We start from the raw sequence: 13,898 nt of genomic DNA, 5'->3' as shown, positions 1-13,898 counted from the left end.
GCGGCGTCGCCACCTGCCACAGCTGACCGAGCTTGGCCTGGCTGTACTGGGCGGTGAGCTTCGCCCGGGAGAAGGCGACGATGAAGTGCCGCCGCCCCCAGAGCTGACGGACGTACTCGCCGAGTGACGGCCGGGCACCGCTGACCGTGAGGCCGTACTGGGCTGCCAGCTCGGCTGCCGTGAGGCCCTCGTCGGGCGACACGGGCGCGGTGACCGCGACCGTGCCGTCGTGCGTTGTCTCACTCACTGGTGGAAAAACTTTCGTCCTCGAGATGCGTGGCCCGAGCGGGCCTGGCATGAGCGGGGAGCCTGGGTACGGCCCCGATGTTGCCGGACACGAGCTTGTCAGATCACGGGGGGCCGGCCCAGTCGGGTCAGCCGCCACACCGTACGCCACTTCATGGGCCTGCGGGGCCCGCAGGGCGTGGTCAGGCCCTCCCCGAACCCGCCGAACCAGGCCTTCAGCGCCGCACGGGAGGGGCGGCGCAGCAGGGTGAGGAGGACCCAGACGCCCAGGTAGACCGGGACGAGGAGCGCGGGGAGGTTGCGGCGGGCGAGCCAGACCCGGTTGCGGGCGACCATGCGGTGGTAGACCGCGTGCCGCGAGGGGGCGGTCGCCGGGTGGTACAGCACCATGTCGGACCGGTAGTCGATCATCCAGCCGGCGTCGAGGGCCCGCCATGCCAGATCGGTCTCCTCATGGGCGTAGAAGAACGCTTCCGGCAGTCCGCCGACCTCGGCGAGGACCTGGGTGCGTACGGCGTTGGCGCCGCCGAGGAAGGTGGTGACGCGGGAGGAGCGCATCGGGTCCGAGGCGCGCAGCCGGGGCACGTGGCGGCGCTGGGTGGCACCGGTCTCCGGGTCGGCGATGCGGAAACTGATGATGCCGAGCGCCGGGTCGGCCGAGAATGCCTCGCGGCACAGCTCGGCGGTGTCGGTGCGGGCGAGCAGGCCGTCGTCGTCGAGGAACAGCAGGATGTCGACGTCCCGCCCACCCGGTCCGAAGACCTCGATGCCGGCGTTGCGGCCGCCGGGAATGCCGAGGTTCTCCGGCAGTTCCACGGTGCGCACGCCGTCGGGGACCTCCGGGACGGGCGAACCGTTGCCGACCACCACGACCTGGACCGGGTCGCCGTCCTGCCCCGCGACCGAGTCGAGCAGGGCGCGCAGTTCGGCGGGGCGGTTGCCCATGGTGATGATCACCGCGCCGACCTTCGGGGCGTTGATCACTTCAGCCTGCTCGAGGCCAGGACGGAGACCAGGTGCAGCACGGTCTGCAGCAGCGCGATCCCGGCGAGCACGGCGGTGCCGAGCCGGGTGAAGAACAGATCGCCCCGGGTGGCGTCCAGGATCGCGAGCAGCAGGATCAGCAGGGACGCCTCGATGCCGAGGACGAGCCGGTGGAACCTGAGCGCCCCGGCGGCCCGGCGGGCCAGCGCCATGCCGGAGGAGCGCGGCTCGGACGCGGTCTCCTTCGCCGGGGGCAGTCCGCCCTGGTGGCGGGCGACGCCGACCAGGTCGGTCTCGGCCTTGATCAGGATCGCGCCGAGCGCCGCCAGGGTGCCGAGAAAGGCCCAGAGCCAGTCGACGCGCCCGGAGCCCCACGGGTCGGCGGCGCGCAGGCCGAGTCCGACCAGGACGGCGGCGTCGCACAGGTAGGCGCCGACCCGGTCGAGGTAGACGCCGCTGAGCGAGTACTGCTTCTTCCAGCGCGCGACCTCGCCGTCGACGCAGTCCAGCAGGAGGTACAGCTGGACCATGACCACGCCGAGGACGGCTCCCGCGACCCCGGGCACCAGGAGGGCCGGGGCCGCGAGGACGCCGAAGACGGTCATCAGGTAGGTGAGCTGGTTGGGTGTGACTCTGGTGTTCACCAGGTAGCGGTCCACCCGCAGGGACACCTCGCGCATGTAGAGGCGCCCCATCCAGTGCTCACCGCTGCGCCGGTCCTTCACCCCGGCGGGGTGCACGACCGGGCGGAGTTCAGCGACCGATGGCCTTGACATAGTCGGCGTAGACGTCCTTGATCTGTTCGGTCCTCAGGTCGAGATGCTCGAGGATGGTGAAGCGGCCGGGGCGGGTCTCGGGGGCGAACTCCACGACGCGGACGAACTCGTCCACCGTGAATCCGATCTCCTCCGGCAGCACCGGCAGCCCGTGCCGGCGCAGCACCTCGGCCATGGCGGCCGACTCCTCGTGCGCGCCGCGCAGGTACATCGCGAAGGCGGCGCCCAGCCCGCACTGCTCACCGTGGGCGGCCGCCCGCCTGGGGTGGAGCAGGTCGAAGGCGTGGTTGATCTCGTGGCAGGCGCCGGAGGAGGGGCGTGAGTCGCCGGACACCGACATGGCGATGCCGGTGAGGACCAGGGCCTCGGCCAGCACCTGCAGGAAGCCGTCGTCGCCCACCCCTCCGGGGTGGCGCAGCACGGCCTCGCCGGCCTGGCGTGCCATGGCGGCGGCGAGTCCGTCGATCTTCTCGCCGTTGACGCGGTGGGACAGCTCCCAGTCCGCGACGGCGGAGACGTTGGAGATGACGTCGCCGATGCCGGAGCGTACGAACCGGACGGGGGCCTCGCGGATGACGTTGAGGTCGATGACGACCGCGATCGGGTTCGGCACCCCGTACGAACCCCGGCCGGCGTCGTTGTCCAGGGTCGCGACCGGCGAGCACAGGCCGTCGTGCGCCAGATTGGTGGCGACCGCGACCAGGGGCAGGCCCACGCGCGCCGCCGCGAACTTGGCGCAGTCGATGATCTTCCCGCCGCCGAGTCCGACGACCGCGTCGTAGTGGCCGCCCCGCATGTCACCCGCCAGCCGGACCGCGTCGTCGATGGTGCCGCCGCCGACCTCGAACCAGGTGGCCCCGGGCAGCGAGGGTGCGATCCGTTCCCGCAGCCGGGCGCCGGAGCCGCCGCTGACGGCGATGGCGAGCCTGCCCGACTGCGAGATGCGCTCGTCCGCGAGGACACAGGCCAGGTCGTCGAGGGCACCCGGGCGGATGTCGACGACGACCGGCGAGGGGATGAGCCGGGTCAGTACAGGCACGCGATCTCCCGTCCGCGGGCGAGGTCGTCGTGGTTGTCGATCTCGACCCACGGGACATCGCCGATCGGCGCCACGTCGATCCGGAAACCGCGGTTCACCAGCTCCTGGTAACCGTCCTCGTAGTACAGCTGCGGGTCCCGCTCGAACGTCGCCTTCAACGCGTCCGCCAGCTCACCCGCCGCCCCGCCCTCGATGAGCGTGACACCGATGTACTCACCGGTCGCCTCCGCCGGATCCATCAGCTTGGTGATCCGCGTCATCCCCCCCGCCGGGTCGACGACGACCTTCATCTCCTCGTCCGCCAGCTTCTTCACCGTGTCCACCGCCAGGATGATCCGCTTGCCGTCACCGCGCGCGGCCAGCAGCGTCCTCTCCACCGAGACCGGGTGCACAGTGTCCCCGTTGGCCAGGATCACCCCGTCCCCGAGCGCGTCACGGCCGCACCACAGGGAGTAGGCGTTGTTCCACTCCTCGGCACGGTCGTTGTCGATGAGCGTCAGCTTCAGCCCGTACTTCGCCTCCAGGGCCGCCCGGCGCTCGTACACCGCCTCCTTGCGGTAACCGACGATCACCCCGGCCTCGGTCAGCCCGATCTCGGCGAAGTTGGCCAGAGTCAGGTCCAGGACCGTCGGCTCACCCTCCACACCCGCGGGCCCCACCGGCACCAGCGCCTTGGGCAGGGTGTCGGTGTAGGGGCGCAGACGGCGTCCGGCGCCGGCCGCGAGCACAAGGCCGATCATGCGGGTTCTCCTTCGTCGTGTACGGCGGGCGCCCCTGCGGACGCCCAGAAACGGATGCTCTCGACGAGCACCACCAGGGCCACGGTCACGGCGAGGACCGTGAGCGCGACGGTGAACCGGGAAGCGGTGAGCACGGCCGCCGACACGGCGACCAGCAGGGTGCGGACCTCGTGCCCGCCGGTCGAGCGCACCAGCCAGTGCGGCGGCGCGCCCGCGTCGCCGCGGATGCGGTAGACGGTGTCGTAGTGATGGTAGGCGACCGCGGCCACCAGCCCGTAGGCCGCCGGCAGGGCTCCGTTCACGTCGGCTTCGGCCGCGAGGACCAGGAGGGTGCCGTACTCGGCGGCGCGGAAGAACGGCGGCACCAGCCAGTCGAGGGCACCCGTGAGGGGGCGGGCGACGGCGAGGGCGGAGGTCAGGACGTAGACGCAGGCGGCGAGGACCGTCCAGGCGCTGCCGTAGCCGGTGAGCGCGGCCGTGGTGACGACGGCCGCGCCGCCGAGCAGGGCGACGGCCGGAGCGGGGAGCCGGCGCGCGGCGAGGGCCGGCCTGGCGGCCAGGGCCTCCGCGAGCGGGCCGGAGCCGGCGAGGTCGGCGAGCGCCCGTGCCTCCTCGCCGGTGCGGCGGGCTCGGCGGTTCAGCGAGCGCAGGACCCGGCCCGCCGTGGTGTACGCGGCCGCGACGGCGCAGCCGGTGAGCAGCGCGTAGAAGGTGATCCGGGGGCTGGTGAAGGCCGTCAGGACGGCGATCAGCGCCCAGCGTTCCCCGATCGGCAGGACGATCATGCGGCGCGCCCAGACCGTCCAGCCGACTCGGTCGAGCCGGCCGGAGAGGGCGGCGGTGGGGCCGCCGCCGGGCGTGGCGTCGCGGTGGGCCTCGTTGAAGGAGAAGTCGACCACGTGCCGGCAGGTCTGGAGGATCATGGCGCCGAGTGCCAGGGCCCATACGTCGTCGCCGCCGCGCGCGGCACCGAGGGCGAGGCCGGCGTAGTAGGCGTACTCCTTGGCCCGGTCGAAGGTGGCGTCGAGCCAGGCTCCGAGGGTGGAGTACCGCAGGGTGTAGCGGGCCAGCTGGCCGTCGGCGCAGTCCAGCACGAAGGAGGCCATCAGCAGGACGCCGGCGGCGACGAAGCCCGGGCGGGTGCCGGTCGCGGCGCAGGCGGCGGCGATCAGCGCGGTGATCAGCGAGGCGGTGGTGACCTGGTTGGGGGTCAGTCCGCGGCGGGCGCACCAGCGGGCCACGTAGCGGGAGTAGGGGCTGATGAAGTGGGTGGTGAAGAACCCGTCGCGGGCCTTGACCGCGGAGTTCAGGCGCACGGCCTCGTCGTCGACGGCGGCGACCGCCTGGCGGGCCTCGTTGCGGGCCTGGGGGTCGGCGGGGACTTCGGCCACGAGACTGCCGAGTCCGGGACGGTGCACGTCGGCGCCGTCGCCGTCGAGGGCGGTGGCGACGCGGTCGGCGAGGCCGTCGAGGAGGGCAGTGCCGCTCCCGTGCGTCACGGCCGCCGAGTTCTCGCGGGCCATCGCCCGGGTCAGGGCCCGGCGGCCGTCCTGCTGGGCGGTGACGGCGCCGGGGATCGCGGAGATCGGGAAGCGGGGGTCGGTGAGACCGAGCCGCAGCGCGTGCACATGGCCCACGAACCGGGTGTCGACCAGGGCGACCCGCTGTTCCGGGGGCACCTCGGCGAGCAGGGTCTCGGCCTCGGCTATGCCGGACGCTGTCCGTACCTCGAACCCGAGGGCGCGCAGGTCGCCCTCGAGTGACGAACCGGGGACCGGTCGGCCGGTGAGGATGGCGGTCGACAACCGAATCTCACTCCCTGGGTGCCGACGCGTCCACGCCGGCGATGAAGCACGGTGAAGCGCCCGTGCAGGGCCTCCGGGCGGCATGTCGGCAGAGGCTATCGGATATCCGGAAGCCCGCGTTCACCGCCCGTTCCACGGCTGGACCGACGCGGTTGGCCCGCGTCGCCGATGCCCGTCATCATCGGGGATACGGGGCCCGTCCCACAAACCGCACCCCAGAAGGTATATAGAGGGTCACTTCAGGAAATTACGGGTCATGATGCCGGTCCGGCGGGGACGGTCGGGAGCGGCCCGGTCGCGGCGCGGCAGGGTGCGGCGCGGCAGACGGCCTGGGCACGGCGCGGCGCAGCGCGCGGTGCGGCTCGGCATAGGGTGGACGACCATGACTTGGCTGATCACCGGCGGAGCCGGTTACATCGGGGCACATGTGGTGCGGGCCATGACGGGCGCCGGGGAGCGGGTCGTCGCCCTGGACGACCTCTCGGCCGGCGTGCCGGAACGTCTTCCCGCCGATGTCCCGCTGGTCAGGGGCTCGTCACTGGACGGCGAGCTGCTGAAGCGTGCCCTCGCGGAGCACGGGGTGACGGGTGTGCTGCATCTCGCCGCGCGCAAGCAGGTCGCCGAGTCCGTGGCCCAGCCGGCCCGGTACTACCGGGAGAACGTGGGCGGTCTCGCGACGCTGCTCGAAGCCGTCGCGGAGGCCGGGGTGCGGCGCTTCGTCTTCTCCTCGTCCGCGGCCGTGTACGGCGATCCCCAGGTGGACCTGATCACGGAGGACACGCCCTGCGCCCCGGTGAACCCCTACGGCGAGACCAAGCTCGCCGGGGAGTGGCTGGTACGGGCCGCCGGCCGGGCACACGGCATGTCCACGGTGTGCCTGCGCTACTTCAACGTGGCGGGGGCGGCGGCGCCGGAGCTGGCCGACACCGGCGTCTACAACATCGTGCCGATGGTCTTCGACCGGCTCACCCGCGACGAGGCCCCGCGCGTCTTCGGCGACGACTATCCGACGCCGGACGGCACCTGCGTCCGCGACTACATCCACGTGGCCGATCTGGCGGACGCGCACCTCGCGGCGGCCCGCGGGCTGTCGGACGGGGACGTGACCGGAGACCTGACGCTGAACATCGGGCGCGGCGAGGGCGTCTCGGTGCGGGAGCTGATCACGGCCATCGGTGAGGTCACCGGCGACACCCGGGCCCCGCTCGTCGAGCCCCGGCGCCCGGGTGACGCTCCCCGCGCGGTGGCCTCCTCCGCCCGTGCGGCGGAGCGGCTGGGCTGGACCGCCGGCCGCTCGGTGCGCGAGATGGTCGACTCGGCCTGGCGGGGCTGGCAGCTCCACCACGCCACTGTGGCAGGGTCACCGGGAGGGCATTGACCTGCGAAAGTTTCCGCAGGTCAGGGCACATGACAACGGTGTTCAGTGCCGCGTTGCCCCATACCCCCCGCCCGTAGTTCACTGTGGTCCCGGCGGACATCTACGGAAGGGCGGCGGCACCCATGGGGGCTGGGCACGATCACGGGCACGCGCACGGCGCGCCTGCCGGCGGTACGGCCAGTGCGGCGTACCGCGGCAGACTGCGGGCGGCGCTGGCCATCACGCTCGGTGTCATGGTGGTGGAGATCGTCGGCGGGCTGCTGGCCGACTCGCTCGCCCTGGTGGCCGACGCGGCCCACATGGCGACGGACGCCCTGGGGCTCGGCATGGCCCTGCTGGCCATCCATGTCGCGAACCGCCCGCCGAGCGAGCGGCGCACCTTCGGGCTCGCCCGCGCGGAGATCCTCGCGGCCCTGGCCAACTGTCTGCTGCTGATCGGCGTCGGCGGCTTCGTGCTGTACGAGTCGATCGAGCGGTTCGTCACCCCTGCCGCCACCGAGGGCGGCCTGACCATGGTGTTCGGCGCGGTCGGCCTGGTCGCCAACATGGTGTCGCTGTCGCTGCTGATGCGCGGGCAGAAGGAGAGCCTGAACGTACGCGGCGCCTTCCTGGAGGTGGCGGCGGACGCGCTGGGCTCGGTGGCGGTGATCCTGTCCGCGCTGGTGATCCTGACCACCGGCTGGACGGCCGCGGACCCGATCGCCTCGCTGGTGATCGCGCTGATGATCGTGCCCAGGACCTGGAAGCTGCTGCGCGAGACCCTGGACGTCCTGCTGGAGGCGGCGCCGAAGGGGGTCGACATGGCCCAGGTGCGGGAGCACATGCTCGCCACGCCCGGCGTCGAGGACGTGCACGATCTGCACGCCTGGACGATCACCTCGGGGATGCCCGTGCTCTCCGCGCACGTGGTCGTCAGCTCCGACACCCTGAACGCCATCGGACACGAGAAGATGCTGCACGAGCTGCAGGGCTGTCTGGGCGACCACTTCGACGTGGAGCACTGCACCTTCCAGCTGGAGCCCGTCGGGCACGCCGAGCACGAGGCGCGTCTCTGCCACTGAGCCGGTCCGAAAGCGCCCCCCGGTGCACCCGCGCGCCGGGGAACGCAGCCTTCCGCCCCCGTGGCGGCGTCCCTTCACCCGGGCACCCTCCGGCGGACGGTTCCCGGCCGCCCTCCACGGGCACGATCGGCTTCGAGCCCGTCCGCTCCCCGCCCGCCGCCTGCCGCCTCCGGCACCGCGCGGGACATGCGGGCGGGGACCGGAGTGCCGGGAGTGCCGGATTCGTGCGGCAGACTTGGGGCGCGAAGACCGAGTGAAGGATGGGTATGCCGATCACACCTGCCACCGCGACGAACAGCCCGTCGAGCGGCACCGCCGAGCCGATTTTGCTGGAACTGGTCGACGAGGACGGCGTGACGATCGGCACCGCGGAGAAGCTCTCCGCCCATCAGCCGCCGGGGCAGCTGCACCGGGCGTTCTCGGTGTTCCTGTTCGACGAGCGCGGCCGGCTGCTGCTCCAGCAGCGGGCGCTGGGCAAGTACCACTCCCCCGGTGTGTGGTCCAACACCTGCTGCGGCCATCCCTACCCCGGTGAGGCGCCGTTCGCGGCGGCGGCCCGGCGGACCTTCGAGGAGCTCGGCGTGTCCCCCTCGCTGCTCGCCGAGGCCGGCACGGTCCGCTACAACCACCCGGACCCGGCGTCGGGCCTGGTGGAGCAGGAGTACAACCATCTCTTCGTCGGCATGATGCAGTCCCCGCTGCGGCCGGATCCGGAGGAAGTGGCGTCCACGGCGTTCGTGACCCCGGCCGAGCTGGCGGAGCGGCACGGGCGGGACAGCTACTCGGCGTGGTTCATGACCGTCCTGGACGCGGCCCGCCCGGCGGTCCGGGAGCTGACCGGGCCCGCCGCGGGCTGGTGACCCGCGGGGACAGAACCCACGGCGGACGGCAGGTCCCGCGGGAGGCGGCAGGTCCCGCGGCGGAGGCAGGTCCCGCGGGGGCTGCGCGCCCTAGAAGATCTGTGCGGGCTTGAGCGGCAGGACGACCCAGATCACCTTGCCGCCGTTCGCGGTGCGCTCGACCTCGCAGGTCCCGCCGGCCTCACGGGCGACCTCGCGCACCAGGAGCAGTCCGCGGCCGCCGGTGCGGGCATGGTCGGTCTCCAGGGCGGTGGGGCGGTAGGGATGGGTGTCCTCCACGGACACCCGTACCCACTCGGCGCCCAGGGCCACCTCGACGGCGAACGTCGGGGACAGCAGCGCCGCGTGCCGTACGGCGTTGGTGACCAGCTCCGAGACGATCAGCAGCAGCCCCTGCACCACGTCGTCCGCGACCGGGACCTCCTGTCCCGTCAGCAGGTCGCGTACGGCGTGGCGGGCCTGCGGGACCGAGGCGTCCACGGCCGGGGCGGTGAAGCGCCAGACACCTTCGTACGGCAGCGGATCGCCACCCTCACGCTCGATTGTCACCACACGTCGAGTGTTGATACCGATCGGCCCCGCCCCTCGGAACTGAAGAGAAGTCAGCGCATATCGAGCGATGACGACCGTTGTCGTGAGAATCGATCGATTGCGGGACCGATTTCGCGCACCTCGTGTCGTCCTGGCGAACTATTCGGCTTGTATGGGTTTACCCGCGGCCCCTCCCGGCTCTCCCCGCTCCCGCGCCCGTCCCTCCTCCTGCTCATCCGCCAGCCGGTCGGAGACCATGCCCACGATCCGGCGCCCGCCGTAACCGGTGGCGATCAGGCCGAGCCCGTCGAAGAGCAGCGAGAGCGAGAAGAACGTCCCGATGACGTACTGGCTGCTGCTCGGCCAGGTGGCCAGCACGAGGACACCCAGCAGCAGGCCGAAGGCGCCCTGGACCAGCGTCCAGCCGAACTGCGGCCCGCGCACCACCAGGCTGCCGACCAGCCGGAACAGCCCGCCGGTGAGGAAGAGCAGCGCGGCGAACATGGTCAGCGCCTCGGCCGCCGCCTCCGGTGTCCTCATGACCACCACACCGGCCGCGATGTTCAGGGCCGCGACGACCACACCGAGCCAGAAGAAGTTGGTGTGCCGTGCCTGGACGGCGTGCAGCAGCCCGACCGCGCCACCGATCAGCAGCAGCCAGCCGAACAACAGCATCGAGGTCAGGGTGGCCACGCCCGTGTACACCAGGCCGACCAGGCCGGCGACGACCAGGATCACCCCGAGTACGGCGAGCCAGCTGAAACCCCGGCTCAGTTTCGCGGCCTCGCCCCGGGGCCCGGCGGTCCTGTCGGTCCTGTCGGTCCTGGCCATGGGTGCCTCCTCGCTCCCGTCCCCCGTCGCCCGTCCCAGTCTCCGCCGTCCGCCCGTCCCGCGCCGGGCGGCGGGATCCTGCCGTCCGGCGCGCCGGACGGGGTGGATAGCATCCGGCGCATGGAGCCGCAGCTGCTGCACAGCGTCACCGACTCGGTCGCCACGGTCGTCATCCACCATCCGGCGAAGCGCAACGCCATGACGGCCGCGATGTGGGGTTCCCTGCCGCCCCTGCTGGAAACACTGGCGGCCGATCCGGAGGTGCGGGCTGTGGTGCTCACCGGTGCGGGCGCGACGTTCTGCGCCGGGGCGGACATCTCCACGCTCCGGGAGTCACCGGCGCGGGCCCAGCAGCTGGCCGTGGCGGCGGAGGAGGCGCTCGCCGCCTTCCCCAAGCCGACGCTGGCCGCGGTCCGCGGACACTGTGTGGGCGGCGGGGCCCAGCTGGCGGCGGCCTGTGATCTGCGGTTCGCCGGGGAAGGGGCACGGTTCGGGGTGACCCCGGCGAAGCTCGGCATCGTCTATCCGGCCTCGGCCACCCGGCGGCTGGTGTCCCTGGTGGGCCCGGCGGCCGCCAAGTACCTGCTGTTCTCCGGTGAGTTGATCGAGACCTCGCGGGCCCTGCGCACCGGTCTGGTGGACGAGGTGCTGCCCGAGGACGAACTGGACGAGCGGGTCGCGGAGTTCACCCGCGTCCTGGTGTCCCGCTCGCAGCTGACGCAGGCCGCGGCCAAGGAGTTCGCCACCGGCCGCACCGACCGTGACGCGCACTGGAGCGAGCGGGCCCGGGCCGGCGGCGAGGCCGCCGAGGGCGTCGCCGCGTTCCTGGAGCGCCGGACACCGCGTTTCACCTGGAGCGTCTCCACGTCACCATGACCGCCCGCACACGGGCCGGCTCCGGCGTGCCGGTGTGTACGGCTCGGGCAGGGACGGGGTCCCCACTCGTCCCGTTGTGCATGTTGAAGCGTTCACGAGGTACTCGCAGTGCATCGGCCGGACCGGCCGGGAACGAAAGGGGAGACACGTGTTCCGTGCCATCGCAGATGTTCTTCGTCAGATCGGCGGCGCCATCGCCACCGTGGTGACACTGCCGTTCCGGGCGCTCGCCCGGCTGTTCGGCGGGGCTTCGTCCGCCGGCCGGGGCCGTCGCGCCTGAGGCCGCCCGTGCGGTGCTCGGGCGAGTCGCCGCCCTGATCCCCGATTGTCGCCGTCACCTGCCACAATTGCCGCGCAACCTCAGTGGAGAAGGCGGTACGGGAACGTGACGACACCCCTCGCAGGGTCCATCGAAGGCAGGATCGCCGAGGAGCTCGGCGTACGGGAGCGGCAGGTCAGGGCAGCCGTCGAACTGCTGGACGGCGGTTCGACGGTGCCCTTCATCGCCCGCTACCGCAAGGAAGCGACCGAGATGCTCGACGACGCGCAGCTGCGCACGCTCGAGGAACGGCTGCGCTATCTGCGGGAGCTGGAGGAGCGGCGTACGGCGATCCTGGAGTCGGTGCGCGAGCAGGGCAAGCTGACGGACGAGCTGGAGGCCCGGATCCGGGGCGCGGAGACCAAGGCGCGCCTGGAGGACATCTATCTGCCGTACAAGCCCAAGCGGCGCACCAAGGCGCAGATCGCGCGCGAGGCGGGGCTGGAGCCGCTGGCGGAGGGGCTGCTCGGCGACCCGGGTGCCGAGCCCCTCGCGGCGGCCGCCGCGTTCGTGGACCCCGGCAAGGGCGTCGCCGATCCGCAGGCCGCGCTGGACGGAGCGCGCGCGATCCTCACCGAGCGCTTCTCGGAGGACGCCGACCTGATCGGCGAGCTGCGCGAGCGGATGTGGGGGCGAGGGCGGCTGGCCGCGAAGGTACGCGAGGGCAAGGAGGAGTCCGGCGCCAAGTTCTCGGACTACTTCGACTTCTCCGAACCGTTCACCGAGCTGCCCTCGCACCGGATCCTGGCGATGCTGCGCGGCGAGAAGGAGGAGGTCCTCGACCTCGTCCTGGAGCCCGAGGAGCCCACGGACGGGCCGTCGTCGTACGAGGCGATCATCGCGAACCGGTTCGGGATCGCCGACCGGGGACGTCCCGGTGACAAGTGGCTGCGCGACACGGTCCGCTGGGCCTGGCGCACCAGGGTCCTGGTGCATCTCGGTATCGACATGAGGCTGCGGCTGCGCACCGCCGCCGAGGACGAGGCGGTGCGGGTCTTCGCGGCCAACCTGCGCGACCTGCTGCTCGCCGCCCCGGCCGGCACGCGCGCGACGCTGGGCCTCGACCCCGGCTTCCGTACGGGCGTGAAGGTCGCGGTGGTCGACGCCACGGGCAAGGTCGTGGCCACGGACGTGATCCATCCGCATGTCCCGGCCAACCGGTGGGACGAGGCCGTCGCCAGGCTGGCCCGGCTGGCGAAGGAGCACGCGGTCGAGCTGATCGCGATCGGCAACGGCACGGCGTCCCGCGAGACCGACAAGCTCGCCGGCGAGCTCATCACCAGGCACCCCGAGCTGAAACTGACCAAGGTGATGGTGTCAGAGGCGGGCGCCTCCGTGTACTCGGCCTCCGCCTTCGCCTCCCGGGAACTGCCGGACATGGACGTGTCACTGCGCGGCGCGGTGTCGATCGCCCGCCGGCTCCAGGACCCGCTGGCCGAGCTGGTGAAGATCGACCCGAAGTCGATCGGTGTGGGCCAGTACCAGCACGACCTGTCCGAGGTGAAGCTGTCGCGCTCGCTGGACGCGGTGGTGGAGGACTGTGTGAACGGCGTGGGGGTGGACGTCAACACCGCGTCGGCGCCGCTGCTCGCCCGGGTGTCCGGCATCACCTCGGGGCTCGCCGAGAACATCGTGGCGCACCGGGACGGCAATGGGCCGTTCCGCTCGCGCGGCGAGCTGAAGAAGGTGACACGGCTCGGCCCGAAGGCGTACGAGCAGTGCGCGGGCTTCCTGCGGATCCGCGGCGGCGACGACCCGCTGGACGCGTCCAGCGTGCACCCGGAGGCCTACCCGGTGGTGCGGCGCATGGTGAAGTCCTCCGGAGGGGAGGTCACCACGCTGATCGGCAACACGGCGGCGCTGCGGTCGCTGCGGCCGCAGGAGTTCGTGGACGAGAAGTTCGGTCTGCCGACGGTGAGCGACATCCTCAGGGAGCTGGAGAAGCCGGGGCGCGACCCGCGGCCGGCTTTCAAGACCGCCGTCTTCAAGGAGGGCGTGGAGAAGATCTCCGACCTGTCCTCCGGGATGGTGCTGGAGGGTGTCGTCACCAACGTCGCCGCGTTCGGGGCGTTCGTGGACGTCGGCGTGCACCAGGACGGGCTGGTGCACGTGTCCGCCATGTCCAAGACGTTCGTCAAGGACCCGCGGGACGTGGTGAAGCCGGGTGACATCGTCAAGGTGAAGGTCCTCGACGTGGACATTCCGCGCAAGCGGATCTCGCTGACCCTGCGGCTGGACGACGAAGCGGCGCCGCAGGAGCGGCCGCCCGCCGGTGAGCGCCGGCAGCGCGGCGGGCGTCCGCCGCAGCAGCGCCAGGGCCGCGGTGGCGCGGGAGGCGGCGGCGGTTCGCGTCAGTCGCCCGCGCCGGGGAACAGCGCGATGGCCGACGCGCTGCGCCGGGCCGGCCTGGTCGACCCGAAGAGCGGCAGGCGCTGACGTCTTCTCCCGGGCC

13 protein-coding genes and 1 pseudogene are annotated in these 13,898 nt (G+C 72.3%); 6 read left to right on the top strand and 8 right to left on the bottom strand.

Annotation, left to right across the window (positions count from 1 at the left end):
- The 6 genes and pseudogenes from HTV45_RS32690 to HTV45_RS32665 all read right to left on the bottom strand — a co-directional run.
- Nucleotides 1-247, bottom strand: a pseudogene (locus HTV45_RS32690) (ABC transporter permease); the annotation flags it as partial.
- 98 nt (nt 248-345) lie between these two features.
- Entirely contained in the window at nt 346-1,191 is an 846-nt protein-coding gene (locus tag HTV45_RS32685) for a glycosyltransferase family 2 protein (protein WP_215209529.1), read from the bottom strand.
- A 35-nt stretch (nt 1,192-1,226) separates the two neighbouring features.
- Entirely contained in the window at nt 1,227-2,006 is a 780-nt protein-coding gene (locus tag HTV45_RS32680; protein ID WP_215209528.1) for a CDP-alcohol phosphatidyltransferase family protein, read from the bottom strand.
- Nucleotides 1,984-3,045, bottom strand: coding sequence for an iron-containing alcohol dehydrogenase family protein (locus tag HTV45_RS32675; RefSeq protein ID WP_215209527.1), 1,062 nt, complete (start codon nt 3,043-3,045; stop codon nt 1,984-1,986). Before HTV45_RS32675 ends, HTV45_RS32680 begins: the two co-directional genes overlap by 23 nt.
- Nucleotides 3,033-3,785, bottom strand: coding sequence for a sugar phosphate nucleotidyltransferase (locus HTV45_RS32670; RefSeq protein WP_215209526.1), 753 nt, complete (start codon nt 3,783-3,785; stop codon nt 3,033-3,035). The genes HTV45_RS32675 and HTV45_RS32670 overlap by 13 nt, the downstream gene beginning before the upstream one ends.
- Nucleotides 3,782-5,590 carry a DUF5941 domain-containing protein gene (locus tag HTV45_RS32665; RefSeq protein ID WP_215209525.1) on the bottom strand — a complete coding sequence of 603 codons (1,809 nt, stop codon included), beginning with the start codon at nt 5,588-5,590 and terminating at the stop codon, nt 3,782-3,784. Before HTV45_RS32665 ends, HTV45_RS32670 begins: the two co-directional genes overlap by 4 nt.
- Before the next feature lie 382 nt (nt 5,591-5,972).
- Here HTV45_RS32665 and galE point away from each other — a divergent pair, with 382 nt between their 5' ends.
- The 3 genes from galE to idi all read left to right on the top strand — a co-directional run bounded on the left by galE (nt 5,973) and on the right by idi (nt 8,889).
- A complete protein-coding gene (gene galE, locus HTV45_RS32660; RefSeq protein ID WP_215209524.1) occupies nt 5,973-6,968 on the top strand; it encodes a UDP-glucose 4-epimerase GalE in 996 nt (331 codons plus the stop codon).
- Between the two features lie 122 nt (nt 6,969-7,090).
- Complete coding sequence (locus HTV45_RS32655; protein WP_215209523.1) at nt 7,091-8,029, top strand: cation diffusion facilitator family transporter; 939 nt, start codon at nt 7,091-7,093, stop codon at nt 8,027-8,029.
- Between the two features lie 266 nt (nt 8,030-8,295).
- Nucleotides 8,296-8,889 carry an isopentenyl-diphosphate Delta-isomerase gene (gene idi, locus HTV45_RS32650; protein WP_215209522.1) on the top strand — a complete coding sequence of 198 codons (594 nt, stop codon included), beginning with the start codon at nt 8,296-8,298 and terminating at the stop codon, nt 8,887-8,889.
- Between the two features lie 90 nt (nt 8,890-8,979).
- Here the strand turns inward: idi and HTV45_RS32645 are convergent, their stop codons facing one another.
- Both HTV45_RS32645 and HTV45_RS32640 read right to left on the bottom strand, forming a co-directional pair.
- The gene (locus tag HTV45_RS32645) at nt 8,980-9,441 is read right to left on the bottom strand and encodes an ATP-binding protein (protein WP_215209521.1); all 462 of its coding nucleotides are present in this window, start codon (nt 9,439-9,441) and stop codon (nt 8,980-8,982) included.
- 138 nt (nt 9,442-9,579) lie between these two features.
- Nucleotides 9,580-10,251 (bottom strand): HdeD family acid-resistance protein, encoded by a 672-nt coding sequence (locus HTV45_RS32640; RefSeq protein ID WP_215209520.1) that lies wholly within the window; start codon nt 10,249-10,251, stop codon nt 9,580-9,582.
- 120 nt (nt 10,252-10,371) lie between these two features.
- On the opposite strand from HTV45_RS32640, the gene HTV45_RS32635 reads away from it, so the two are divergent.
- The 3 genes from HTV45_RS32635 to HTV45_RS32630 all read left to right on the top strand — a co-directional run bounded on the left by HTV45_RS32635 (nt 10,372) and on the right by HTV45_RS32630 (nt 13,882).
- Entirely contained in the window at nt 10,372-11,127 is a 756-nt protein-coding gene (locus HTV45_RS32635) for an enoyl-CoA hydratase/isomerase family protein (protein WP_215209519.1), read from the top strand.
- A 148-nt stretch (nt 11,128-11,275) separates the two neighbouring features.
- On the top strand, nt 11,276-11,407 hold the full coding sequence (locus HTV45_RS34675; protein ID WP_258039693.1) for an LPFR motif small protein: 132 nt from the start codon (nt 11,276-11,278) through the stop codon (nt 11,405-11,407).
- Nucleotides 11,408-11,512: 105 nt separating this feature from the next.
- On the top strand, nt 11,513-13,882 hold the full coding sequence (locus HTV45_RS32630; RefSeq protein WP_215209518.1) for a Tex family protein: 2,370 nt from the start codon (nt 11,513-11,515) through the stop codon (nt 13,880-13,882).
- Nucleotides 13,883-13,898: the final 16 nt, after the last annotated feature.

The organism is Streptomyces sp. CHD11 (genome assembly GCF_018638295.1).
Taxonomy (GTDB): domain Bacteria; phylum Actinomycetota; class Actinomycetes; order Streptomycetales; family Streptomycetaceae; genus Streptomyces.
This window is presented reverse-complemented; position numbering and strand designations above follow the sequence as displayed.

Bases quoted from the DNA above. Each gene is read 5' to 3' on its own strand.
- HTV45_RS32685 (WP_215209529.1), bottom strand. From the start codon at position 1,191: ATGGGCAACCGCCCCGCCGAACTGCGCGCCCTGCTCGACTCGGTCGCG.
- HTV45_RS32680 (WP_215209528.1), bottom strand. From the start codon at position 2,006: ATGTCAAGGCCATCGGTCGCTGAACTCCGCCCGGTCGTGCACCCCGCC.
- HTV45_RS32640 (WP_215209520.1), bottom strand. From the start codon at position 10,251: ATGGCCAGGACCGACAGGACCGACAGGACCGCCGGGCCCCGGGGCGAG.
- galE (WP_215209524.1), top strand. From the start codon at position 5,973: ATGACTTGGCTGATCACCGGCGGAGCCGGTTACATCGGGGCACATGTG.
- idi (WP_215209522.1), top strand. From the start codon at position 8,296: ATGCCGATCACACCTGCCACCGCGACGAACAGCCCGTCGAGCGGCACC.
- HTV45_RS32635 (WP_215209519.1), top strand. From the start codon at position 10,372: ATGGAGCCGCAGCTGCTGCACAGCGTCACCGACTCGGTCGCCACGGTC.
- HTV45_RS32655 (WP_215209523.1), top strand. From the start codon at position 7,091: ATGGGGGCTGGGCACGATCACGGGCACGCGCACGGCGCGCCTGCCGGC.
- HTV45_RS32670 (WP_215209526.1), bottom strand. From the start codon at position 3,785: ATGATCGGCCTTGTGCTCGCGGCCGGCGCCGGACGCCGTCTGCGCCCC.